Raw genomic sequence first — 24975 nt, forward strand, 5'->3', positions numbered from 1 at the left:
GCTACCCGCAATTCCCGAACAGCCCAACAGACACTTAAAGCGCGCAGGAATGACAGGATAAACCCCACGGGTATTTAGCAAGAACCCAGCAACCACGCGCCCTGCACATTGCCTGTGGCCAATACTCAAACTACTCTTTGCAATCCGCGGACAAAGGATTTAGAATGCCCGCCCTCTAACTGGGGCCTGTGGTTTCCCCATAAACAGACTGATTTAAAACGTAGGTGATTGGATGCCAGCTGTAAAAGTTAAAGAAAACGAACCGTTTGACGTCGCACTCCGTCGCTTCAAGCGTTCTTGCGAAAAAGCAGGCGTACTGTCTGAAGTACGTCGTCGTGAGCATTACGAGAAGCCAACCTGGATCCGTAAGCGTAAAGCGGCAGCCGCTGTTAAGCGTCACTTGAAAAAAGTGCAGCGCGAACAGCGTAAAATGGTCCGTCTCTACTAAGAGCCGGATTACGGGAATAAAGGAGACCGCATGAGTACTCTGGTTGCCAGTTTTAAAGACGCTGTCAAAGCGGCAATGCGCGCCAAAGAAAAAGAGCGGCTGAATGCTCTGCGCTTAGCGCAGGCAGAATTCAAACGTGTTGAAGTCGATGAACGCATTGAAATCGACAACGAACGTGCTCTGGCCATTCTCGATAAAATGACCAAACAACGTCGTGACTCCATCGCGCAGTACGCTGCCGCCGGACGCGACGACCTGGTAGCCGTCGAACAGTATGAAATTGATGTACTGTCCGAGTTTCTGCCAGAAGCCTTGAGCGAAGAAGAGTTGGCCAAACTGGTGGCTGATGCGATTGCACAGTCCGGTGCTGCTTCAATGCAGGACATGGGCAAAGTCATGGGCATCCTGAAACCACAAGTGCAAGGTCGTGCCGATATGGCACAGATCAGTCAACTGGTGAAGTCTCAACTGGGCTGATTCTGCTCTGCAGGCAATAGAAGCGCTACCCATCCCGGTGTGTAGCGCTTTTGTCGTTTATACGGCTTAATCAAATATACGCTCAGCACAACAGGCACCGCATTTATGGCAGGCCGCATACCCCAGTCTTTTATAGATGACCTACTCGCCCGCGTCGATGTAATCGATGTGGTAGACAGCCGCGTCAAACTGAAAAAGACCGGCAAAAACTATTCTGCCTGCTGCCCTTTCCATAACGAAAAGTCGCCCTCCTTTACCGTCAGTCCCGACAAACAGTTTTATTACTGCTTTGGCTGTGGCGCATCCGGCAGTGCACTTAAATTCGTCATGGAGTTCGACGGCCTCAGCTTCCCCGACGCCGTGGAAAAGCTGGCGACACAAGCCGGCATGGAAGTACCGAAAGAACAGGTCAGCTTCGAAGCCCGCCAGGAACAGCAACACCAGCCACTGTTCGATTTAATGCAAAAAGCCGGCAGCTATTTCGAAAAAATGCTGCGCAGTCATGAGCAGCGTGGCAAAGCCGTCGACTACTTAAAAAATCGCGGTCTGTCCGGTAAAGCCGCCAAGTTTTTCGGCATCGGCTACGCCCCACCAGGCTGGGACAACCTGCAGAATTATCTTGCCGCCAATGGCGAACGCGAGCTGATAAAACAACTCATCAGCTGCGGCATGCTGATCGAAAAAGAAGACGGCCGCACCTATGACCGCTTCCGCGACCGCATTATGTTTCCCATTCGCGATGCCCGTGGCCGTTACATCGCCTTCGGTGGCCGCGTACTGAATGATGAAAAACCCAAATACCTGAACTCGCCGGAAACGCCGATTTTTCAGAAAGGCCGCGAACTTTATGGTCTGTACGAAGCGCGTAAAATCCGCCAGAAGCTGACCCGCATCGTCATTGTCGAAGGCTATATGGATGTCGTCGCGCTGGCCGAATTCGGCATTCATTACGCCGTCGCCACCCTCGGCACCGCCACCAGCGAGCACCACCTGCGACGGTTATTCAAAGTCGTACCGGAAGTCATCTTTTGTTTCGACGGCGATCAGGCCGGGCGCACCGCCGCTGCGCGGGCCATGGAAACCGTATTACCGGTACTCGAAGATGGCGTACAGGCACGCTTCCTGTTTCTTCCCGATGGCGAAGACCCTGATACCCTGGTGCGCCAGGAAGGCAAAGACGCCTTCGAGCAACGCCTGAATCAGGCCGTACATCTGCCGGAATTTCTGTTCGACCACCTGAAAGAACAGGTCGACTTCGACACCCTGGATGGCAAAGCGCGCCTGGATCAACTGGCCGCCCCGTTAATTAATAAACTGCCGAAAGGCATGTTACGCAGCCTGATGCGTAACAAACTGCGCGATGAACTCGGTGCCGACAGCGTCGCCCTCGACCGTCTTGAATCGGCGCCCTCCGCGCCCGCTGCCAGCGCGGAATTGCCCGACCACGAAGAGCCTTTGCCGGCTTATCTGGATGACGACCGCCACGAGCCGCAGCCGCCGCAACAGGATCACAGCGCCGACACGCTTGCTCCGCTGGTGCACAAAGCACTGACCGCCCTGGTCAAACAGCCATCGCTGGCGAGCGAACTGGAGTTACCCGATACCGAGCCGGAAAGTGAGTACGAGCGCCTGTTAATAGAGGTGCTGCGCAAACTGAAGCAAACACCGCAACAGAGCAGCGTGGGCTTACTGATTCAATGGATCGGCTCGCCCTATCAGGCAGAGCTGCAGCAACTGGCCGACCGACCCGACCGCCAGATGAAACCCACAGCCGCCGATATCGCCGTGGTTCTGAAACAAATGAACGCGCGCAAACTCAGTGCCGAACTGCGCACTCTGACCAGTAAATTTGAGCGCGGCGAAAAACTCAGCAGTGAAGAACAGGCGCGCAAGCGCGAGCTGCACAAACAATTGCACAGCATTAATAAAAAACGGGCGCGTATTTACGCCCGCCATTAAAAAAATCATAAACAGCCAGACCATGCGTTAAAGAAAACCGTGGCCAGGCCTTGAGATCGGGCAAACTGCCCCTATATACAAAGAACTTCTGAATCCGGCACGCCGTCGGCGTAACAACCGGTGCCCGATTCAATACATGACTGCAGCAGCGCAGCAACCAACGTGACAGAGCCAAGAGGCCAGCATCGGCACATCCGGGCATATTTTCGCCAGGCCGATTTCCCACGTTAACTGACTTTGCTGAAGATGATGAAGCAAGCAACCGCCTCCTTCGGGCACAGGCGCCGGCATCCGCAAAAACAGTGGAACCTAACGTCGCGCCTATGGCCTAAAGATCGGTTAAAAGTTATACTTCGGCGTTTTTCTTCCGCCTTAAAAAACGGAACACAGGGCTTCTATGTCAGCGAACACGCAACAATCCCGTCTTAAAGAACTTATCGCCAAAGGCAAAGAGCAGGGCTACCTGACTTATGCCCAGGTAAACGACCACCTGCCGGACGATATTGCCAATCCGGATCAGGTCGAAGACATCATCCGCATGATTAACGATATCGGTATTCCGGTATCTGAAGTTGCGCCCGATGGTGACTCGCTGTTTATGTCTGATGCCGCCGACGACGCCGCCGCTGAAGAAGCCGCCGCCGCCCTGGCCCTGGTTGAATCCGACGTAGGCCGTACCACTGACCCGGTGCGTATGTACATGCGCGAAATGGGTACCGTAGAACTGCTGACCCGCGAAGGCGAAATTGTTATCGCCAAGCGTATTGAAGAAGGCATCCGCGAAGTGATGTCGGCTCTGGCTTATTATCCCGGTGCCGCAGAAACCATTCTGAACGCCTTCCGTGAAGCCGAAGAAGATCCAAACCGCGTTGGCGATATTTTCTCCGGTTTTATCGATCCGTCCGATGTCGATCCTGAGCCAGGCCCACAGGCCGGCCCTGAAGCAGCCGCAGCTGCCGCCGAAGAAAGCGACGACAACAGCGATGACTCCGACGATGACGATGACAGCGAAGACAGCGGCATCGACATGACCGAAGTCACGCGTCGCTTCGATGAAATCCGCGATGCGCACGACGCCATGACGAAATCCCTGGCAAAAAATGGCCGAGCACACAAGAAAACCGAAGAAGCGCTGGCAAAACTGGCCGAATTATTCGCGCCGATTAAACTGACGCCAAAATACTTCGACTCTCTGGTGACCAACGCCCGCAGCTCACTCGATCTGATCCGTACTCAGGAACGCCAGATCATGGTGATGATGACGCGTAAATGCGGCATGGACCGCAAAGACTTCATCAAAGGATTCCAGGGCAACGAAATCAGCAACGACTGGATTGACAGCCTCATCGCCGCCGGTCACAGCTACTCGAAAAAACTGGACACTTACCGTCTGGAAATTTTCCGTTCGCAGAAAAAAATCCGCGCCGTTGAAGATCGCGTGGGTCTGAGCATTCCGGAAATTAAAGAAGTTAACCGTCGCGTATCCATCGGTGAAGCCCGCGCCCGTCGCGCCAAGAAAGAAATGGTTGAGGCTAACCTGCGTCTGGTAATCTCCATCGCGAAAAAGTACACCAACCGTGGTCTGCAGTTCCTCGATCTGATTCAGGAAGGCAACATCGGCCTGATGAAAGCGGTAGATAAATTCGAATACCGTCGTGGTTATAAGTTTTCCACTTACGCCACCTGGTGGATCCGTCAGGCGATTACCCGTTCGATTGCCGACCAGGCGCGCACCATCCGTATTCCGGTGCACATGATCGAAACCATCAACAAACTGAACCGCATCTCCCGTCAGATGCTGCAGGAGATGGGTCGTGAGCCAACGCCGGAAGAACTGGCCGAGCGCATGGAAATGCCGGAAGACAAAATCCGCAAAGTACTGAAAATCGCCAAAGAACCTATCTCCATGGAAACCCCAATCGGTGACGATGAAGATTCACATCTGGGCGACTTTATCGAAGATACTCACTCCGAGTCTCCACTCGATGTGGCCACCTCTGACGGCCTGACCGAAGCCACCCGCTCTGTGCTGGCCGGCCTGACCGCAAGAGAAGCCAAAGTACTGCGCATGCGTTTCGGTATCGACATGAATACCGACCACACACTGGAAGAAGTCGGCAAACAGTTCGACGTAACCCGTGAGCGTATCCGTCAGATCGAAGCCAAGGCTCTGCGCAAACTGCGTCACCCTTCACGCTCCGATCACCTGCGCAGCTTTATCGACGAGTAATCGTCCGCTGCCATAGAAAAACCCGCCACGTGCGGGTTTTTTTATGCGCCTTTTCCATGTTTTCTTACTCGCGAAGCGAAAATAACGCGGCGGAATCTGCCGGCTCTTTACTGTCCTGCCAACGCCTCCACGCCTTATCAAAGCCCCAGTTATAGAGCACGGTATAAGGCAGAATAAAGACAAAGAATGCCAGTTCCATAAAGAACGCCTGCAACAGTGTCAGATCCAGCATCCAGACCGCCAGCGGCAGACAGATCACCACCAACCCGGCCTCAAAGGCGACACCGTGCAGCAGGCGCACGCGGAAACGCCAGTGCTGCCGCTCCGTTGTCCGGTAACGGTCAATCAGGCCGTTGTAAACCATATTCCACAGCATCGCCAGCAACGACATCATCACCGTCAGAGCGCCAGTCGTAGCCACCTCAGTCTTCAGTGTCCAGGCCATTAATGGGGTAAACAGCAGAATGGCAATCGCCTCGAAACCGGTGGCGTGAATAATGCGTTCTTTGCTCAGGATGGTCTTCATGCTCTGTCGTCTGGTGAATGAACCGGATTGCTATGATCTTTCATAAAACAGATACTTAAAACATAGCTTCCATCGGTTTTATCAATACATGCGTTACTCTCCGGAATCCCTTAAAGCCTTTGTTGAGGCGGCCGCCAGCGGCTCCTTTTCCGCCGCGGCACGGCGTCTGGGCAAAAGCCAGTCAACCATCAGCATCGCCATTGCCAATCTGGAAACGGATATCGGCTTCCCACTGTTCGACCGCAGCGGCCGCCAGCCACAACTGAACGAAGCCGGGCGTCAGGTATTGGCGCAGGTGGAAGCCATTCTCGCCGCCAGTGAACAACTCGATGCCCTGGCACAGCGGCTGGCGGCCAATATTGAACCCTTGCTGTCACTGGTGATGACCGATATCTACAGCGTCGTCTTTCATGGCGAAGTGATGACCAGCTTTGCCGAACGCTTTCCCCACACCGAGCTGCGCTGTGGCCCGGCGGAAGATGCCGACGTGATCGATATGATTCAGAAGGGTCAGGTGCATATGGGCATTCTTGCCGCACAAAGTCAGTACCCCGCCGACGTTGCCACCGCCCGCCTGCCGGAAAAAGCTGAATTCGGCCTGTATGTGCACGGAGATCATCCATTAGCCCGGCTGAGCAACCCTCGTCGGCAAGATCTGGAAAATGAGCGCCAGCTGCTGATCCGCACTTACGCACCCGGCCATCAGCACAGTAGAGGTCTGGCCTGGTCAGCACCGGATTATCTGACCTTGCTGGAATTTGCCGAACGTGGTTTCGGCTGGGCAGAACTCCCCTGCACCGTCGTCAAACGCTTTGGTCAGAATCTGGTGGAGCTACCGATGAGTGGTTATCCACGCGGGGTAGAAATCGATGTTGCCTGGTCACGGCGCACGCCTCTTGGGCCTGCCGGACAATGGTTGCTGGAACAGCTACAGATTCGCCGCACTCCGCAGCGGAAGGCTGCGCGGAAAATCTGATCGCATGTAGATCAGCACGATAAAGCAACTCCGAGCACAGCACGACTACGACTAAATCCAGATTGTGACGTTGCAGCCACCCCACTATGCTGACAGCGTACTCAATGCAGTAGCACAACAATGTCTTTTATTCTCAATACTCTGACGCCCATTTTTGGCCTGATCCTGCTCGGTTTTATTCTGCGCAAAACTCACCGTCTGGGCGAAAACGCCGCTTCCGAACTGAACCGTCTGGTGGTCTGGCTGTGTCTGCCAGCGCTGCTGTTTAACCTGACGGCCAAAGCCGAACTGACCGACATCTGGCATACCGGCTTTGTACTGACCTTTACTCTGGCCACCCTCGGCACGTTTATCCTTACCCTGCTGTGGCGCTCCCACCGGGGTGCGCCACTGACGACCGCCAGCCTGGATGCACTCGGCGCTTCCTATGCGAATACCGGCTACGTTGGCATTCCGCTGTGCCTGTTTGTACTTGGCGACAACGGCCTCGCACCAGCCCTGATCGCCACTCTGATTGTCGTCAGCCTGCTATTTGCCATCGCTGTGATCTGCGTTGAAGTCAGCCTGCAGAAAGGCCAGGGCATCAGCCGGGCTATCGCTAAAGTCGGCAGCGCCCTGCTGAAAAACCCACTGGTAATTTCGCCGCTGATTGGTATTGCCTGGAACCTGCTGAATCTGGATGTGCCAGCGGTGGCCGGCGCACTGCTGACCTTACTCGGCGATGCCACCGTCCCCTGCGCCTTGATTTCCCTCGGCGCTTTCCTGGCCCATAAACAACCCGGCAGAGCGCAGGGAGCACCAGCGCTGGTCAGCATCAAACTGCTTGCCCAGCCACTGCTCGCCTGGCTTCTCGCCACTTATGTATTTGCATTGCCGCCGCTGTGGGCCAGCGCGGCGGTACTGCTCAGCGCCCTGCCGACCGGTACCGGGCCTTATATGCTGGCCGAGTTTTATCAGCAAAACGCCGCCGTGGTGTCACGCACCATTCTGCTCAGTACCCTCGGTTCGGTATTCAGTCTGTCAGTACTGCTTATCTGGCTGTAAGCCAGACGCACCACAGCCATCCGCATGCACCGGCTGCTGCCGCGACACTTTTCTTATGCAAATCAAAGCAGTGGAACTCACAGTGAGAGCTGCTTATAATGCCCTTCGCTGTTTCCGCAGCGACTTTTCTCAGTGGTTGTTTTTTATACAAAACAGCCACTGCAGCAAAAGGGCCCATAGCTCAGTTGGTTAGAGCATCCGACTCATAATCGGCAGGTCCCCAGTTCAAGTCTGGGTGGGCCCACCATTTTTCTTCCTGTCCAGATTCTGTTTTTGTGCATAAACACTCTTATTCCCGACAATAAGAGCTGTTTCCTGCTGCGTTCCACGGTTCGTCTCAAACCTCATCCGTGCGGAATTTTTACAGCCTCCGACCGGACAATAGCGTTGTTGTGTGCCGCTGGTATTGCTGGAACGTTATAGCGCTCCAGCGTTTAAAGGCTTCATGGAAACTGAGTAACTCTTTGGCTGACTCTTATTTCAAATGATCAGTAACACGCTGGGACAAGGCAACTAATGCAGCCTCCAAATCCTTATCTACCGCACCCTCTACATACTGCGGTTTGACCAGCTGCGAGGATCTAAATAAATCATGCTGGCGTAACAGCTCCCACATTTTCTCGAACAGTGCTTGGTCGGGCAATCTGTCCTTTCTAAACCAGCCTCGATAAGTCTCTGCTTTTGACTCATCTTCGTGGCCAGGCTCCGCCAGCTCCTCCGCCAGATACTCACAGAAAGGTCGGACACCCAGGCCACAGGACTGCACAACTGCTTTTAACTCATCCATTTCTGCTCTGGTTGCGCCCAGGGATATATCCGACTTTACCTGCATAATGCATCAGCCTCTTTCATCGATTCGAACAGCCATTTCTGGTGGCGTTCTTCAGATATCAGATCCCATGTTAAATCAATATCTTCCACAGCCTTAGTCACGATACAGCCGCATGTTTCCTCTTTAACTAAGTATCCGCTTCGCTCAAGAACCCGTGAGTCACCATTAATGCATAAGTTCATTAGCCGGTATTCTGCTAACGCTGGTAAACGAGCTTCATTAACAATCTCACTTGCAGCATAGCCCCCCAGCATACTGCTTAATGCCACCAATCCAGCGGATAAATATTTAATCTGCTTGTACTTCTTTCCGTAGAAACTCGTACTGCACTTAGCACAACGACTGGTTATATGCTCACCTTGAACAAAGTTGTTTTCTTCTGCGCATGATGGGCAAACGATCGTTAAGCTTTTCTTTTTCTGATCCGACATCAACTTCCCCTGTTTATATTCTGATTGTCCCAAGTTGTCCCCAGCGGTTGCCACATGATCAAAACGCGCAACTGGCACTGCCTTATTCTGGAGAGAACTGTATGACACTGAATGTTTGCACCAGCAAAAATACCGGCAACCCGCTAAAAACGTATACCTGTTATGGCAATGCTCAACAGGCTGCTGATTATGCAATGAAAACCTATAAAAACGCCATGATCCCCTACCAGTGCGATCGCTGCCATTACTGGCATCTGTGCCCTGAAGAACGTCATACCCCCAGCGAAACCTGCAGCTACTGCACCGGCAGTGACGGGAAGCCCAAGCAGCTTTATCGCACACATGAAAGTGCAAAGAAGCGTGCCGAGTGCTTCTTACGCGAGAACCAACTCAAGCTTTATGTCTATGAATGCCCTCACCAGCATGGCTGGCACCTGACCAAATCCAACGGCTTGTGAGGTGGGATATGAATAAGCACATCATATTTGTATCCGCCGACTGGGAACGTCCACAAGATGGCCGCTCTAACTTGGGTGCAGCCTCAATCGTGGCGTCATTAAAAAACGCAGGGCTTTCCTACACCCTGATCGAAGATGCCGTTAACGCAGCCGACTTTGACTACGCACAGCTGGAAGCGAGGGTGCTTACCACCATTCACGCTCTGGAAATACAGGGCATCAGCTGCCTGATTGGTATCGGTGCCTATATCTGGAACGAACCGGTCACCCAGCAACTGACAGAAGTTATTCACAACTCAACATCCGCACCAATCGTATTGGGTGGCCCACAAATATCCTATGCCGACGCAGGAACGCTCGAGGGCTTGTACCCATATGCCAATATTTTTGTCCGTGGATATGGCGAGCAGGCAATGGTTGCTCTGGCCAGAGGCGACACACCGCAAGAGCTGGGCATTCACATTGCCGGTGAGGCAGACTCTGGCAAAAAGTCTGAAACCGCGCTTGATGAGCTACCTTCTCCCTGGCTTACCGGCGTAATGACCATCGGTAAATCCATCCGCTGGGAAACCATGCGCGGTTGCCCGTTCCGTTGCAGCTTCTGTCAGCATCGGGAATCGGGGAACCGCTTCAAACTGACAGAGCAGACTCTCGATTATGAGCGCATCCGTAAAGAAGCCAGACTGTTCGCACAAGCCGGTGTTGAGCGAATCTCCATTCTCGACCCCATCTTTCACCTGGATACAAAGCGCACTGTCGACCTGCTGACCCTGTTCAAAGAAGTCGGTTTAACGGCACAACTTGCCCTGCAGTGCAGGTTTGAATCCGTAAAGGACGAATTTCTTGATGCCCTCGAAGGCCTGAACGTTGTGCTCGAATTCGGTCTGCAAACCGCTATTACCGAAGAAGGCAAAGCCATTGGCCGGCCAAACAACCTGATCATGGCCGAACGGGTAATTACCAAACTCAAAGCCCGCAATATCCCGTTTGAAGTATCCCTGATCTACGGCCTGCCAAAGCAAACTCTGGCCAGCTTCCGTGAATCCCTGAGCTGGTGCTGGAGTCAGCAGGTACGCGTCATCCGCGCCTGGCCTCTGATGATCTTGCGTGGTACACCACTGGATAAACAACGAGAAGAATTCGGACTGATCGAATCTGAAGATCAGACCATTCCCCATGTGATCGCCAGTAACAGCTTCAGCCATAGCGATTACCGTCAGATGGAAGCGCTTGCACAAGCGTCAAATCAATCGGACATCCCACCACAGAAGGAGAACAACGATGCCGTTTTTTATCGTACTTGAAGGACTGGATGGCGTAGGCAAAAGCACCATCGCCCGGCGCTATGCGCAACAATATGGATACCAGCTGATGACCACTCCGGGCAAAGAACTGCTGCCTATTCGGACAGACATTATTAACGGTCTTGGTAGCAGCGAAACAGCCAAGGCTTTGTTCTACGCGGCCACCGTACAGGCTGAGGGTGAAAAGGCATACAAGCTGACTGAGAGCGGAGAAAACATTCTGATGGACCGCTACCGTGCTTCAACCATTGCCTATGCCCAGCAGCGCGGAGTCACTCTCGATCTTTCGGCGGTGCTGAGTCAGGCACCCAGACCTCATCTGAGTATTTTACTGGTGCTCGACGAGCAGCAGCGACAGTACAGGCTGCAGCAACGCGGAACTACGGCAGAAGACCTTGAAACCCTGAGCCCTGATTTCAGAGCAGGAGTACTGACCCGGTTACAGGCTGAATGTGATGCAACACTGGACCTTACCGGTGCTACGGAAGAAGAGGCCGTCGGCTTGCTCCACGACTGCATCAACCATCAGTTGCGTATCGGTTCTGCGAGCCGCCCATAAATACACAGGTACAGAAAACTACTTTCTGCACCTGCCAGCATTAAAGTGCATAGAAAACCCCACTTTCTATGCACTTAACAACAACCTGTATAACATCCGCCAATATTCATCAGCCGCTAGGCAGAAAAAACGACACTGTCAAGAGCCTACAATTTTCCGGGAAATTAAGAGAGAGTCCCAAAGCTCCCTCTATACCGAAAAAATCTGAAAAAAATCGCATTAAAAGGACGAAATATACAGGATAAAAAGGCATAAAAAACGCTATATATTGCACTTTTTATCCTTTAACCTGTCTCCTTTTTTATACACAGAATAAGCCACTGTGCACGGTGGCCAGACTCAGGGATGATCAGAATTTTATGAACGCTTTTGCAGCAAAATCCACTCTGGCATTCATGCTTGCACTGTTGTTAAACGGCTGTGCAATGCTGTCCTCGCTTAAACCCATGCCCAGAACCGATGGTTTGTATGTTAAGAATACCGCCACTGTTATGGGGTTGCAGCGTGATGTCTATCAGTTCAGTTCGGATATTACACTTTACAAAACAACCGGCCACGACATGAGCGACGCTGAGATCCTGGCATGGACTCAACAGAGCAAGCGCAGGCCGTTTATGTACTTCAGAAATGGAAATAAATTGCATATTTATTTCCACTTTGAATCCGGCAAAGGATATTCAGAAGAAGACCTGACAGACAGCGGCGCTATTGCCGGGTCTTACTTTTATAGCATCCCGGCACAAGCAGAAAACGCAACATACAACAGTGATCAGAACAGCCTGACACTGGTTTCCAAAGCAGAGAATCCTCCGCTCAAATCTAAAATCAACGTCTTATCGGCTGTGGCGGAACCTTTATTCTCAGCCAATGTTCGAAACAAAACCCTGCTCAGCCACGGCATGATGATTCTGCGCTATGCAGATTATTACAGCCTTTACGATGCCGAAAAAAACAGCGAAGTATTAACCGCCAGCTGGATACAAAATCCGGCTGACAGCGACACTCTGATGGTGTATACCCAAACCGGGTTTGGCGTAACCGATATAAAAGGCCAGGTACTGTTGCCTTTTCAATATCGCAATATGATGTACCTTGGCAATAATCTGTACGCGGTTGAACAGGACGGTCTGTGGTCGGTTATCCGTCCGGACGGCACCATCGTTACTGCGCTGGAACCCGGCGTTACCATCGCAGGATCATTACTGGCGGGAACACTGCTTCCGCTGCGAAAACAGGGAAAAAGCCTTTATTACTCTCTCAGTGAAAAGCGTTATCTGGATATTCCACCCATCCAGACGGATAAAGTGCTGAGCTCAGACAAGTTCTTTAAGCTGCGCCTTCCCAAAGGCACACTGATAATACGCAGCAACGGCGAAAGGGCGCTGCCACTCTATGTGAAGTCGGCTTACCATGCACACGGCCTGCTGATTGCATCAGACAAAGCCGGAAAATCCGCCATTTTCGATGAACAGGGCCAAATGCTGGCAGGCCCGATTAACGGAGTCATTTCCCCGCTGTTCAGTAATGATTACAGCATCAGACCTAACCGCTCACCGCTGCTAGTGCTTGAGGTAAATCACCGTAAGGGACTTATCGATACCCGTGGCAATATTCTGATCCCTCCGGACTACAGCAGCATCCTCTACCTGGGTAACGATCATTTTCTGCTGAAATCCAGCTCTGCTACAGGCACCCGGATTTACCGGCAAGACGCCGGCATTGTTCCTCAGGATATTAGCGATGCCAATTATCTGGATGGCCGGCTTATTATCGTGAATAGCGCACTGACTGATAAATATGGTCTGTGGGATACAGAAGCAGTCTCCTGGGTTGTTAAGCCTGATCGTTTTGATCTTTTGTCAGCCGGATTAAACAGCCGCTATCTGACAACTCTGGTCAGTCAGGGTGCAAAGCAAAACTACGGCGTTATCGACCGTAACGGTAAAGAACTCCATCCCCCAGAGCTGAGCGGTTACACAGCCATCAGCGGTGATTATTTATACAACAGACAGGGTAGTCGACTTGTTTTATACACCCTGCCCGGTATGACCAAGATCGCGGAAGTGGATGGCAGCTCGGTCAGCCTTCTGGATGATGGCCGCTATTTTGTGGTGACAGATTCACTCTGATATGCAGCTATATGATGTAGCAGATTACGCCAGGAAAATACTGAAAACTATTAATGACGCCTGGTTTAAACATCAACACCCGGAAATTTTAACTGTACGGACCTTGTAAAAGAACGCCTTTATAATTCCACACAGGCCAATATTAATTGCTACATTTAACTGGCCCCAGCCACTATTAATAAAACTGTAAGTTTTCTGTAACTTATCGTTAATGCCTGAGACACATATCCTGATTAATGTTCCGCCACCCTTTGCAGAGAAGCCCTCTGCAGAGAAACCAGATCAGGAGAAAACAGTGATTCATTCTCGCAGTATTTTCATGGCTTTTACCCTGTTGGCAGTGTTGCTGACCGGTTGTGGCGCAGACGACAATTCAGACAAAAACCCATCCCCGGATGTACCGGACACCGAAGATCCTGGCAAGCCAACGGATCCAACAGACCCATCACCCGGACTGCCGGATGTCGCGGCTCCGGTCTCAGCGACAGCCCCCGATTTTATTGTGCGCCCTTATCTGCAGTCTCCGGGTACCGACACGATGTCGGTCATGTTTGAGACACAAGACTCTGCTCCTCAGGTGTGGGCTCGTCCGTTTGGCACAAAAAGTGAGTTTTTAAAAGTCACCGCCACTGCGGTATCTGCAGATGGGCTGGTTTATCGTGCACCATTAACCGGATTAACCTCCAATACTCTGTATGAATATTATGTGCTGTCCGCCAATGATGCTGACACCCAGAATGTAACTCAGGCTTTTGCTTTTAAAACCTGGCCGGCCACGACTGATAACGTCAGCGAAGCGCGTTTTATTGCCCTGAGTGACACTCAGCTGGATACCGCAAGTAACGAAGAAGTGCTGCGTAATGTGGTAAAAGACGGCTTTATGACCATCGAGTGTAATGCGGCGCAGCCAGAAACCTGTGCAGAAAATATTGCCGGTATTACCGTTTCTGGTGACGTTGTTCAGACCGGTGGCAACCGTGATAACTGGCGCAGCCAGTTCTTCGGACGCATGGCAGACATTACGCCATACGTGCCGTTAATTACCGTACCAGGCAACCATGATTACTACAGCAATGCTGAGCTGGAACTGTACCGCACCTATATGTCACCACCGGATACCGGTTCCGTTGGTTATGACAAACGTTGGTATTATCTGGACTATCTGAATTTACGTTTAATCGGACTCGACAGTTATCCGATTTCTGGTGCGCACGGCAGCTTTAATATTGAAACCCTGGCTGTCCAACGCCAATGGCTGCGTGAAACCCTGAAAGATGCCGAGCTGAATTCAAGCCAGTTTGTAATGGGTATGTTCCATCATGGTTGTCTTTCAGAAATGTGGAACGTGGGCGAAAGTATCGGCTCCTGTGAACTGGTCACTGAGCTGGAACAATTCAGTCAGCATACGGGCGCGGTTACCGGACATTTATTTGGTCATACCCATGCTTATTCCCGTGGACAATCGATGAACGTGCCGCATTTGTGGCTCAACGCGGCCAGCGCGTCGGGCTATATCGAACCGTTAAACGATGAAGAGCATCAGAAAAATCAGCTGCGCGATTACGACACGTTTGAAATCAGCCGCAGTGAGTTTGGCTACAGTGTGCTGACCTATCAGTTTGGTAGTGAACCCACGCTGACACTGGTGCGCAGAAAAGGCGGTTTTGATGGCGATACCGGCTTTGCCATCATTGATCAGGTGGTTTTCCAGCCCGGCGTTGAGAGCAATGTTCCTCACGCGGTCAGCGGAACCGGTGATGCCGACCGTAGCGCAATCACATTGGGTATTCAGGTTGCTCTGCCCGAGAATGTGCATGAAGTGCAGTGGCAGCTGTCTGAATCTGCCGACTTCTCCGCTACCGTGTTTGATGTCTGGGGTAACCATACCCGTCACACCAACCTTTATTACGCTGAAGCCGCCGCCGTTACCGGCGATAAATCCTTCGGTTTTGACGCCATTAATACCCAGCAGGATGCTGATATTTTCCAGCTGGATCTGATTGCACTCATGGAAGAACAGACTGTACGTCCCGGTGCCGATCAGTATTTCCGCTGGCATAAACGTTTCTCGTCTCAGAACACTCACACATCATCCTACGATGACTACGCCGGTCAGCCATGGCCATCGCTCAGCCTGAAACCCGGTTCAACTTACTACTGGCGCGCACGGGTAAGGAATAACGAGATGAACTGGTCGGAGTGGAGCGATAACAATCAGTTTCGTCTGAACGGTACCCGCACCGATAACCTGTTGGTGAATGGTGATGCTGAAACCGGAGATACCAGAAGCTGGATGCTCGACGCCGGTCTGATCAGCGCCATCACCGCCAGCGACAACGGTGGCTTTGCCGCCGCAGACGGCAACTATTATTTCGCTGGCCGCGGCTTTGGTCACAGCACTTCCGCTGCGTGCTGTACCGACCGTCAGTCACAGGTCGTCGACCTCAGCACTTACCATTCCGAAATAGATGCAGGCAGTGTATTTGTCGAATTTTCTGTAATGGCGACCACCTGGTCGGGTGCCGACCAACCGGAAATTCTGCTGGAGTTTCTGGATGATAGCGGCCAGGTTATTAACTGGTCAGGCGATGAGCCGCGCAGTGTATCCAGTGCCAAATCCTGGCAGCAAGTGAAGATTGAAGGGGCGGTTCCGGCCGGAACCCGCTCGGCTCGCGTTTCAATCGGCGGAGAACGCAAAGCCGGCTCCGACAATGATGTCTACTTCGATAATCTGTCGCTGAATCTGCTTTACTGAAACAGACTCCGCAATCGACGAAGTAAGTAAGCTTTTTCGTCAGGCGCTATCTACGTCAGAATCCCCGGCATAAACCGGGGATTTTGCGTTTTAAGTGCTTTATTTAAGGCACCTCAGCAATGTACTGACTCTGCACATCCACACAACACAGAAAGGCATGGCAGCCCCGGCAGTGATACCGCTGCATTTCACCTGCATCTCATCTGTAAAACCCTTACGGAATTTTTACGGCAACCCGCGCTTTGCTGTCTCGAATTTTTACAGCCTCCGGCCGGACAATAGCGTCATTGCCTGTCCGGTGAGGAGATGTGCAGCGTGTTAAGGCTTTTTCGTCCGGTTTTGTTTGTCTGTGGTCTGCTGGCCTTTGTGATAGCCGCCCTGCTGCTGGTACCGGCCCTCTATTCTTTATTCTGCGGTGACGGTGAGTACCGTGCGTTTTTTCTTGCCGCCTGTATCGTTACGTTAATTGGCTGCACGCTGGTTGTGCCGGGCCTGAACCGGCCGTTTGCCTTAAACGCGCGCCAGTTATATCTGCTGACCAGTCTGAGCTGGCTGATGCTGTCGTTTTACAGCGCCCTGCCGCTGATTCTGGCTAACCATCCGTTAAATCTGTCCGATGCGGTGTTCGAGGCGGTGTCGGGCATTACCACCACCGGTTCTACGGTGTTGTCGCAGCTTAATACACTGCCACCCTCCATTCTGCTTTGGCGTTCAATGCTGCAGTGGATCGGTGGCTTTGGTGTGATCGGTATGGCGGTGTCTATTCTGCCGTTCCTGCGCGTCGGTGGTATGCGTCTGTTCCAGACCGAATCATCCGACTGGTCGGATAAATCGCTGCCGCGTTTCCACGATCTCGCCCGCGCCCTGCTGTCCATGTACTGCGGTTTTACCCTGATGTGTGCGTTCTGTTATTGGTTGGCCGGGATGACAGCGTTTGATGCCATTAACCACGCCATGACCACGGTTTCGACCGGCGGCTATGCCACCGATGACAGTTCAATGGGGCGCTTTAACAACAGCATTCTGTGGATTTCGGTGGTATTTATGCTGCTTGGCGGCATGCCATTTACGTTGTTTATCCGCTTTATGGCGCAAAAACGTCTGGCGGCACTGCGTGATCAGCAGGTGTACGGTTTTTTACTGCTGGTATTTGCACTGGTCGGTCTGCTGACGCTGCAACTCTTGCTGACTCAGGAGCGTGATTTTTTCACCACCCTTACCCATGTGGCGTTTAATATTGTGTCGGTGATTACCACGACCGGTTATGCCTCACAGGATTACACCATGTGGGGGGTGTTCAGCGTTGGTCTGTTTTTCTTTGTTACCTTTATTGGTGGCTGCTCCGGTTCGACCAGTGGTGGCATGAAGATTTTTCGTTTTCAGTTGTCGTGGCTGTTTCTGCGCGATCAGATGAATAAACTGGTGCATCCGCGTGGCACCTTTTCTATCCGTTATAACGGTAAAACCGTCTCCGACGATATTATGGTGTCGGCGGTGGCATTCTCATTTTTATTTTTTCTGACCCTGACCATCACCAGCCTTGCCCTGGCCGCAACCGGGCTGGATTTTGTAACCTCACTGACCGGTGCAGCAACAGCCCTGACCAATGTCGGCCCCGGTTTAGGTGATATGATTGGCCCAGCGGGTAACTTTGCCCAGGTGACGGAGAGCGCAAAATGGATTCTCAGTTTTGCCATGATTCTTGGCCGCCTGGAGCTGCTTACCGTTATGGTGCTGCTGAGCCCGGTATTCTGGAGAGGTTGAAGGTATGTTGCTGAACGATAATAGCAGGTGGCGCTGGTCACACTGGTTGCTGGCTTTATTGGCACCGCTACTGGCCACGCTGGTGTGCTGGTTTTTGGCCGATTATTTACCGGCCGCCAGCCTCGCTTTATTTTATCTGGCGGCGGTACTGCTGACGGCAGTGTCTACGGCGATTCGCCCGGCCTTACTGAGTGCGGTTTTATCCTTTTTATCTTACAACTTCTTTTTTACCGCCCCGCACTTCACCCTGTTTATTCTGCACCGCGAAGACATTCTCACCGCCTCTTTGCTAATCTTAGTGGCGCTGGTTACCGGCCAACTGGCCGCGGGCTTGCGCGAAAAAGTCGATGCATTGCAGAGCAGTGAACGCTGGACCAAGCAGCAGATGATGTTGGCACAGTCCCTGGCGTCCTGTATGCAGGCTGATGAACTGATCCGTATTTTTTTACAGGAAGTGCAGGCCCTGTTCAGACCTGATTTAATTGAGAACGCCAGTGTTATTCACCTGAACACCACACCAGTAAAAGAGCGCAATCAGGTAAAAAAAGGCAGCCTGAATACCCGCTGGGAAAATGACTGCTTTCATATTGTATTGTGTGACAACAGCTACCAGCAGCACGAAATTAAACTGCCACTGAAAGCCCCGGTCACCCCCTGGCTGAAAACCCGCCTAGAAGCCATTACCGAAATCTTCCACCTCGCCTGGAGCCGGGTATTACTGGTCGAAAATCTGCAGCAGGAAACAGTGATTAAAGAGCGCGAACAATTACGCTCGGCCCTGTTGTCATCCATTTCCCACGATTTACGCACACCACTGGCCACCATGATCGGATCGGTCAGCAGCCTGTGTGATTTGCGTCCCAGCCTGAGCGAAGAGCAGCAGGACGAACTGCTGCGCAACACGCTGTCGGAAGCGCGACGACTGGACCGCTATATTCAGAAGTTACTGGATATGACCAAAATCGGTCAGGGGGAATTAAAGCTGGAGCGTGACTGGGCCGGTATCGACGATATTCTCAGCGTTTCTCTTAAACGCCTGCAACCATTACTCAACGGTCAGAATATTGTTATTCAGGTTGAACCGGAATTACCACTGCTCTACGTCCATGCCGCGCTGCTGGAACAGGCCACCTTTAATGTGCTGGAAAATGCCGTACGCTACACGCCGGCCGGTAAAAATATTCAGATTAATGCTCATGCCAGCGGCAACCGCCTGCTGATTGATATTGCCGACTCGGGGCCGGGGATTCCGCCGGAACACTGGCCGCATATTTTTGATATGTTTTTTACCCTCGCCAAGGGCGATCAGCAAACCGGCGGCACCGGCCTCGGCCTGACCATCTGCCAGGGAATTCTCGCCGCCCATGGTGGCAGCGCCGCAATTCTTTACAGCTCCGCAGAACAGGGCACCTGCTTCCGTCTGAGCTTGCCTATGGATAATGCAGTGCCTGTAAATAATACCGTGCCTGGAAATAATGCTGAGCCTATGGATAACACCAACCGGGGAACGCTATGACGCGCATTCTGATCATTGATGATGAACCTCAGATCCGCCGCTTTTTAACCATCAGTCTGGAATCACAGGGTTATCAGCTGTGCGAAGCCGATAATGGTCGCCACGGTCTGGAGCAGATTGCGCTGGAACAACCCGATCTGATTATTCTTGATCTCGGCTTGCCCGATATCGATGGCCAGCAGGTATTGCGCGAATTACGCACCTTCTGCGAAACACCGGTAATCGTATTATCGGTGCGCAACAGCGAACGGGAAAAAGTCGAAGCGCTGGATAACGGCTGCAACGACTACGTAGAAAAACCCTTTGGTGTAAAAGAATTACTGGCGCGTATCCGCGCTGTTTTGCGCAGTGCCAGCGGTAAAGAGCAGGCACCACTGGGCTATGACGATGGGCATTTAAAAGTCGATTTACCCTCGCGCACCATTACCGTGAAGGGCGAACGCATTCGCTTTTCACCACGGGAGTATGAATTACTGCTGGAATTAATTCAGCACCCCGGGCAAATACTGACGCAGCAATATCTGCTGCGCAAATACTGGGGCGAAAGCCATCTGGAAGACAGCCACTACCTGCGCATATTTATTCGCCAGATCCGCAACAAACTGGGCGATGACCCAACCAAACCGGCCTATATAGAAACCGATGCAGGGGTTGGCTATCGTTTTATTGGCGAATTAAAAAGTCTCTGAATAGCGGCACGCTGAACCTGCCGTATCAGCGCCGCCGGTACTCTTGCGGCGTCATACCGCTCCAGCGTTTAAAGGCTTCGCGGAAACTGAGTAAATCTTTAAAGCCACAAGCTACGGCAACAGAGCTTACTTTCTGTTGCTGATCATCCAGCAGCAGCATCGATTTTTTCAGTAATTCTTCATCGCTGATCTGGCGGAAGGTCAGCCCCGCTTCCTGTAATTTCCGTCTTAATGTGCGCGGCGAAAGATTTAAACCGGCGGCGACGTCATCTAATGCCAGACGTTGTTCGCTGCCCTGAATCAAGGCCCGCACCTGCCAGCCGATATCGCCCTTCTGTACCTGCAGCACCCGTTTCAGCTCTGCTTCGGCCACCAGCATCGCCTGTTGCTTAGCCGCCGGATTCGCAAGTGGCAGGGGTTGATGCATGGTATCGCGTTCAATGCGGAAGCCACTGACCGGCGCATTAAACAGCACCTTGCAGGAAAAATAGCGGCTGTATTCGGCGGTATGAGACGGTGGCGGATAATTCAGCCGCACCTCGCTGAAGCGAAAATCCGCCCCCAATAACTGAGCAATCTGCACCTGCAGACTGGCAAACAACATTTCATGGGCAAATACCGAATTGAGCGGATATTCCATACCCTCGCGTTTGCGCACCTCAATATCGTAACCACCCTCACGCATCGCGGCACTCAGGGTAAAACGGCTGCGTAACAGCACGCGCAGCTGGTTGGCCGTGGCCAGTGCATCGCCCAGAGTTTTGCTGCTGAACAACGCTGCCGACAATAATCCCCAGCGCGACAGATTCAGCGCCTGCCCCAGTGCCAGACCAAAATCCGCGCGTGCTGCAAGGCGGTACAGATTGCGGTAAATCCGGTCGAACTGCTCCGACGATACCAGCGAATCAGCCCGGCTCAGCTGTGCTTCATCCAGCCCGGTACCAAGCAGCGCCTGCGCCGGAGCAATGCCTTCACGGCGCATAAACTGCTTCAGCAGAAAAAGCTCGGCGGCCGGATAAATAGCCTGTTGTTGTAGCTGGCTCATCGTCTTTCCTGAGTGATGTGTGGGCCATAAACGGGGTCTTTCGGACAAGAACCATAGGGTTTTAGGCCATTTAACGCTTTTAAGGTAGCCTTAACAACAGGATTAGCGGCTAATGCATTCTGAACCGGCGGCCATTTGCACTGTTTTACCGCAGCCGCCGGAGTGACAGGATTATCCGCAACAGGAAACAGGTTATGAGCATAATAAAAAAATATATCCCGGACTCACCGGCATCCGGAAAAAATACGCTACAGCAGTCCGATGCGCAGCGTATTGAAACCATCCGCAGCGTTATCCGCAGCGCCGGTGACGACGCCCGCCGCCGCTACCCGATTCTGGCCAATCAGAATCTGATTGGTATGAGCATTTTTCTGTTTGCCATCAGCGGCATTCTGCTGACGGGCTTTGCGTACTGGCAGGGCATGATCAGCGCCTGGTTGTGTATTCCGACAGTCGCTTTTTTAACCTCGCTGCTGCATGAGCTGGAGCACGATTTAATTCACTGGCAGTACTTTAAAAACAATAAACTGATTCACCATCTGATGATGGCCGGTGTGTGGATTTTCCGCCCCGGTACGATTAATCCATGGATTCGCCGCCACCTGCATTTTCTGCATCATAAAACCTCAGGTACCGAGGCCGATATTGAAGAGCGTGGCATTGGCAATGGCCGCACCTTCGGACCACTGCGCTGGCTGATTATGCTGGATACCTTTGTCGGCAATTTTACCCGCGCGCTGGTCGAAGCACCGAAAGGTAAAAAGCTGTACCACGCCGCCCGTGTGCTGGCCGCCAACTTCCCTCTGCCGTGGATCACCGCTACCGTCTGGTACAGCGTACTGGGCTACCATGCGATTAATATAATCGCGCCTTATTTTGGTGTTATTCCGGCGTGGTCGGCCGAAACTCTGGCACGCTTTGAACTACTGGATACATGGGTGGTGGTATTAATTGCGCCGTTTTATCTGCGTTCATTCAGCATTAACTTTATCAGCTCAAATATGCACTACTACGGCAACGTCAATTCTGTACTGCAACAGACACAGGTATTAACCAACCCGCTGTTCTGGCCGCTGCAGTTATTCTGTTTTAATTTCGGCAGTACCCACGGCATTCACCACTTTGTGGTTGGCGAGCCCTTTTATATCCGCCAGCTGACGGCCAAAGCTGCGCATAAAGTGATGAAAGAAAATGGAGTGCCATTTAATGATCTGGCGACCTTTAAGCGCCGTAACCGTTATCAGCCAGCGGCTGGACGTGTGGTGGGTAAGCAGGTTAATGCCGGGGTCTGAATAACGTGCAACCAGCCAGGCTACCACGCAGAGCGTGGGAGCCAGGTAATAAAGAAGCCCGCTAATGCGTAATGCTGTTCACTTTCCTCGTTCCTACGCTCTGCGTGGGAATGCAACTGTGCCAGCAAGGGCTACCACGCAGAGCGTGGGAGCCAGATAATAAAAAAGCCCGCAAATGCGGGCTTCTTTATTCGGGTTGCATTCACTGATTAAACAATCAGTTCGCCACCCACTTACCTTCCTGTGCACGGTCAGAAGCATTCAGCCACACATGGCTCATCCCACCTTTAACCGCTTTCAGCGCTTCATTGGCTTTGCTGTTGGTCGGTGCGGCAAAGTGGTAGCTGCCACCCAGTTGTGAGCAAGCCTGCGCACCATCGGTCCAGCGACCGGCCCAGGCGCTGATCGCCCAGTTGCCGTTGTTGTCTTCACAGGCGAAGTGGTAGTTGCTGTTACAGTCAGCGTCATCCCAGCGGCCATTACCCCACTGCACGGCGCAATCCTGATTGCCGTTGTAGTTATTCGGCTCACCGTTATCCCATGACCAGACACCGGCCGCCATGCGCCCGTCGTTATAGGTCAGCTTGTCGAGGTTGACGATATTCACGCCGTTTTTAAATGCCTGCACCACGTCGGCACTTTCAATACGGTTCACAGCACCACCGGTAAAGAAGGCACCAATGGCACCCACGGCGGTGCGGTCTTCCCAGGTACGGCCAATGTCACCCAGCCCGGTAAAGGCGAGGTTTTTCATACCACTGTTATCAGAGCAGCCACTGTCTTTCCACAGCACAACCTGTTTACCGGCGGCACGCACCTGAGCTTTGGTCAGGTTGGATGGGATGCTCTTACAGCCATTGCTGGCGTAGATTTTTCCGTTCAGTTTGCTGTTCAGAATGTTCAGCAGTTCCTGATGATGGCCGTCGGTGTGATCTTCAAAATACAAAATGATCACTTCCTGCGGATTGTCGTTCAGCCAGTTCGCCACTTCCTGCACGCCATCGCTGACGCGACGGTCGGTAAGGCTGCAACCCACATGCAGATCGCCCCATTCGGTGCCGATACCGGAGTGACACAGCAGCAGGTCAGTACCCCACTCCCACGGCCAGCCATGAGTATGTGCGGTCCAGTGCGCATCCAGCTCAACAAAACGCGCGCCGATACGCAGCTGATCGTAGATGGAGTGCTTCTGCTGCGGGTCGATATAACGGGTCGGATCGCTGTAGACCGAGGAGTTATAGGTATTGTGCGAACCGAGCATGCTGTTATCCGCCAGCGGCGAGTTCATATCGATACTGCGCTGATGAGCCAGGGCTTTGCCTGCCCAGCTGTTCTGAAAATCGGTAATAGGGTCGCTTGGCGGGGTTGAGCTCATGGCCAGCGCACCGGCAGAAGCCAGCATACCAAGGGAAAATACGAGGGTTGTTTTCAGGGTTGTTTTCATAGCGTCACCTGTGCAGAGAACGAGCGACCTCTGCTTGCGGGAAGTCAGAGGTTATTATTATTTTTACCAGCAATATAGAACCATAGTTCTATGTTGTTGGCCTGTTTTTACAACAGACCCTCTCTGCTGTCAGCCCTCTTTCCGCAGTGACGCCGGAACTGGCCCGGATTGATCCACCACAGACCAGCTCTGGCCCGGTTTGCCCTGATTTATGCTTTCCCGTTTTCACCGCTGCGCGCCAGCCACGACTGCACATCCGGGTACGCCAGCAGGGCTTGTTTGCCCTGCGGCGTGGCAGCAATCGCCTGTAACTGTACGGCCACAGCAATGTCGGCCAGCGTTATCTGCCCGCCCACCAGCCAGTCGCGCTCATACAACAGGGCATTCAGCATCTGCAGGTGCTGATCGAGTTCCGCCAATACCTGCGCCAATGATTTACGCCCCATGCCCTGCGCTTTCAGCTGCTTCATCATAGTGGCCGGCACTATCGGCCGGGCAATGGCGGCAAACCAGGCCGGGTCGGCGGCACAGACACGTCCGGCCCAGTAGTCACGGTTTTCTTTTACGGCAAAACGCAGATACACCTCGAGGAAATACAGGCTCTCATCGGCCCAGTCTTCCCACAGATGCACCTGTGCACGCTGCTGTTCATCATCTGGTATCAGTGGCGCAACCGCCGGAAAGCGCCGCTCCAGTTCACGCACAATCAGGCTCGAATCCGCCAGACGCTCACCGCCAATATCCAGTACCGGCAACTTACCCTGCGGACTCAGGCGTTTAACCTCGCCCAGCTGTGTTCCCAGTGCGCCGATATTACGCACCTCATAATCCAGCCCTTTGAGCTGCAGCACGCGCCGGACTTTGGCGCAGAATGGGGATATTTCGTACTGGTACAGCACGGTATTGTTCATGGCTTAACCCTGGATTTTTATTGTTAGGCACTGCTTATCAGCAGTGACGGCAAAGTGCCAGCGTATGGCCGCGAATAACCAGAATTCTGCGTTTTAAAAGCAACACTGCGTTCAGGCTATTTACTGATATTAATTCGGTGGTAACCTTGGGTCACTTAGAAATTTTATAACACCTAACACAAGCAA

Annotated in this window: 20 protein-coding genes, 1 tRNA gene and 1 pseudogene; 16 read left to right on the plus strand and 6 right to left on the minus strand. The window is 52.6% G+C overall.

All coding sequences use genetic code 11. From position 1 onward, the window contains the following. Window positions 1-232 precede the first annotated feature (232 nt). The 4 genes and pseudogenes from rpsU to rpoD all read left to right on the plus strand — a co-directional run. On the plus strand, window positions 233-448 hold the full coding sequence (rpsU, locus tag NYR02_RS04330; protein ID WP_015485757.1) for a 30S ribosomal protein S21: 216 nt from the start codon (window positions 233-235) through the stop codon (window positions 446-448). A gap of 30 nt (window positions 449-478) precedes the next feature. Next, on the plus strand, window positions 479-925 hold the full coding sequence (locus tag NYR02_RS04335) for a GatB/YqeY domain-containing protein (RefSeq protein ID WP_260975169.1): 447 nt from the start codon (window positions 479-481) through the stop codon (window positions 923-925). 105 nt (window positions 926-1030) lie between these two features. After that, complete coding sequence (gene dnaG / locus NYR02_RS04340) at window positions 1031-2884, plus strand: DNA primase (protein WP_260975170.1); 1854 nt, start codon at window positions 1031-1033, stop codon at window positions 2882-2884. Between the two features lie 394 nt (window positions 2885-3278). Next, a pseudogene (gene rpoD, locus NYR02_RS04345) lies at window positions 3279-5114 on the plus strand (RNA polymerase sigma factor RpoD); the annotation flags it as partial. A gap of 64 nt (window positions 5115-5178) precedes the next feature. On the opposite strand, the gene NYR02_RS04350 reads toward rpoD, so the two are convergent. Next, window positions 5179-5640 (minus strand): PACE efflux transporter, encoded by a 462-nt coding sequence (locus tag NYR02_RS04350; RefSeq protein ID WP_260975172.1) that lies wholly within the window; start codon window positions 5638-5640, stop codon window positions 5179-5181. 88 nt (window positions 5641-5728) lie between these two features. Between NYR02_RS04350 and NYR02_RS04355 the strand changes: the two genes are divergently transcribed. From NYR02_RS04355 to NYR02_RS04365, 3 genes are all read left to right on the plus strand, one after another. Further along, window positions 5729-6616 carry a LysR family transcriptional regulator gene (locus NYR02_RS04355; RefSeq protein ID WP_260975173.1) on the plus strand — a complete coding sequence of 296 codons (888 nt, stop codon included), beginning with the start codon at window positions 5729-5731 and terminating at the stop codon, window positions 6614-6616. Between the two features lie 120 nt (window positions 6617-6736). Further along, window positions 6737-7660 (plus strand): AEC family transporter, encoded by a 924-nt coding sequence (locus NYR02_RS04360; RefSeq protein WP_260975174.1) that lies wholly within the window; start codon window positions 6737-6739, stop codon window positions 7658-7660. A gap of 170 nt (window positions 7661-7830) precedes the next feature. Next, window positions 7831-7907, plus strand: a tRNA-Ile gene (locus NYR02_RS04365). 228 nt (window positions 7908-8135) lie between these two features. Here the strand turns inward: NYR02_RS04365 and NYR02_RS04370 are convergent. Both NYR02_RS04370 and NYR02_RS04375 read right to left on the minus strand, forming a co-directional pair. Beyond that, window positions 8136-8447 (minus strand): hypothetical protein, encoded by a 312-nt coding sequence (locus tag NYR02_RS04370; protein ID WP_260975175.1) that lies wholly within the window; start codon window positions 8445-8447, stop codon window positions 8136-8138. A gap of 35 nt (window positions 8448-8482) precedes the next feature. Continuing rightward, window positions 8483-9001: a hypothetical protein gene (locus tag NYR02_RS04375; protein ID WP_260975176.1), complete on the minus strand. Its 519-nt coding sequence runs from the start codon at window positions 8999-9001 to the stop codon at window positions 8483-8485. A 23-nt stretch (window positions 9002-9024) separates the two neighbouring features. On the opposite strand from NYR02_RS04375, the gene NYR02_RS04380 reads away from it, so the two are divergent. From NYR02_RS04380 to NYR02_RS04415, 8 genes are all read left to right on the plus strand, one after another. Continuing rightward, complete coding sequence (locus NYR02_RS04380) at window positions 9025-9381, plus strand: hypothetical protein (protein ID WP_260975177.1); 357 nt, start codon at window positions 9025-9027, stop codon at window positions 9379-9381. Window positions 9382-9389: 8 nt separating this feature from the next. Next, window positions 9390-10685 carry a B12-binding domain-containing radical SAM protein gene (locus NYR02_RS04385; protein ID WP_260975178.1) on the plus strand — a complete coding sequence of 432 codons (1296 nt, stop codon included), beginning with the start codon at window positions 9390-9392 and terminating at the stop codon, window positions 10683-10685. After that, window positions 10663-11244: a dTMP kinase gene (locus NYR02_RS04390; protein ID WP_260975179.1), complete on the plus strand. Its 582-nt coding sequence runs from the start codon at window positions 10663-10665 to the stop codon at window positions 11242-11244. Before NYR02_RS04385 ends, NYR02_RS04390 begins: the two co-directional genes overlap by 23 nt. A 359-nt stretch (window positions 11245-11603) precedes the next feature. Further along, window positions 11604-13373 carry a WG repeat-containing protein gene (locus NYR02_RS04395; RefSeq protein ID WP_260975180.1) on the plus strand — a complete coding sequence of 590 codons (1770 nt, stop codon included), beginning with the start codon at window positions 11604-11606 and terminating at the stop codon, window positions 13371-13373. Between the two features lie 295 nt (window positions 13374-13668). Next, complete coding sequence (locus tag NYR02_RS04400; RefSeq protein WP_260975181.1) at window positions 13669-16128, plus strand: metallophosphoesterase; 2460 nt, start codon at window positions 13669-13671, stop codon at window positions 16126-16128. A 315-nt stretch (window positions 16129-16443) separates the two neighbouring features. Then, on the plus strand, window positions 16444-17892 hold the full coding sequence (locus tag NYR02_RS04405; protein ID WP_260975182.1) for a TrkH family potassium uptake protein: 1449 nt from the start codon (window positions 16444-16446) through the stop codon (window positions 17890-17892). A gap of 4 nt (window positions 17893-17896) precedes the next feature. After that, window positions 17897-19408: a sensor histidine kinase gene (locus NYR02_RS04410; protein WP_260975183.1), complete on the plus strand. Its 1512-nt coding sequence runs from the start codon at window positions 17897-17899 to the stop codon at window positions 19406-19408. Next, window positions 19405-20097 carry a response regulator gene (locus NYR02_RS04415; protein WP_260975184.1) on the plus strand — a complete coding sequence of 231 codons (693 nt, stop codon included), beginning with the start codon at window positions 19405-19407 and terminating at the stop codon, window positions 20095-20097. Before NYR02_RS04410 ends, NYR02_RS04415 begins: the two co-directional genes overlap by 4 nt. Window positions 20098-20122: 25 nt before the next feature. On the opposite strand, the gene NYR02_RS04420 is transcribed toward NYR02_RS04415, so the two are convergent. Further along, on the minus strand, window positions 20123-21142 hold the full coding sequence (locus NYR02_RS04420) for an AraC family transcriptional regulator (RefSeq protein ID WP_260975185.1): 1020 nt from the start codon (window positions 21140-21142) through the stop codon (window positions 20123-20125). Window positions 21143-21336: 194 nt separating this feature from the next. Here NYR02_RS04420 and NYR02_RS04425 point away from each other — a divergent pair, with 194 nt between their 5' ends. Then, window positions 21337-22434, plus strand: a complete 1098-nt coding sequence (locus NYR02_RS04425) for a fatty acid desaturase (protein WP_260975186.1) — start codon at window positions 21337-21339, stop codon at window positions 22432-22434. Between the two features lie 217 nt (window positions 22435-22651). Here NYR02_RS04425 and NYR02_RS04430 read toward each other — a convergent pair whose 3' ends face one another. Together NYR02_RS04430 and NYR02_RS04435 are read right to left on the minus strand one after the other, a co-directional pair. Further along, a complete protein-coding gene (locus NYR02_RS04430; RefSeq protein WP_260975187.1) occupies window positions 22652-23878 on the minus strand; it encodes a phosphatidylinositol-specific phospholipase C domain-containing protein in 1227 nt (408 codons plus the stop codon). A 209-nt stretch (window positions 23879-24087) separates the two neighbouring features. After that, on the minus strand, window positions 24088-24789 hold the full coding sequence (locus NYR02_RS04435; protein WP_260975188.1) for a glutathione S-transferase family protein: 702 nt from the start codon (window positions 24787-24789) through the stop codon (window positions 24088-24090). Between the last annotated feature and the right edge of the window lie 186 nt (window positions 24790-24975).

The sequence above is a fragment of the Thalassolituus pacificus genome, from assembly GCF_025318105.1.
GTDB classification, from domain to species: domain Bacteria; phylum Pseudomonadota; class Gammaproteobacteria; order Pseudomonadales; family Oceanobacteraceae; genus Venatoribacter; species Venatoribacter pacificus.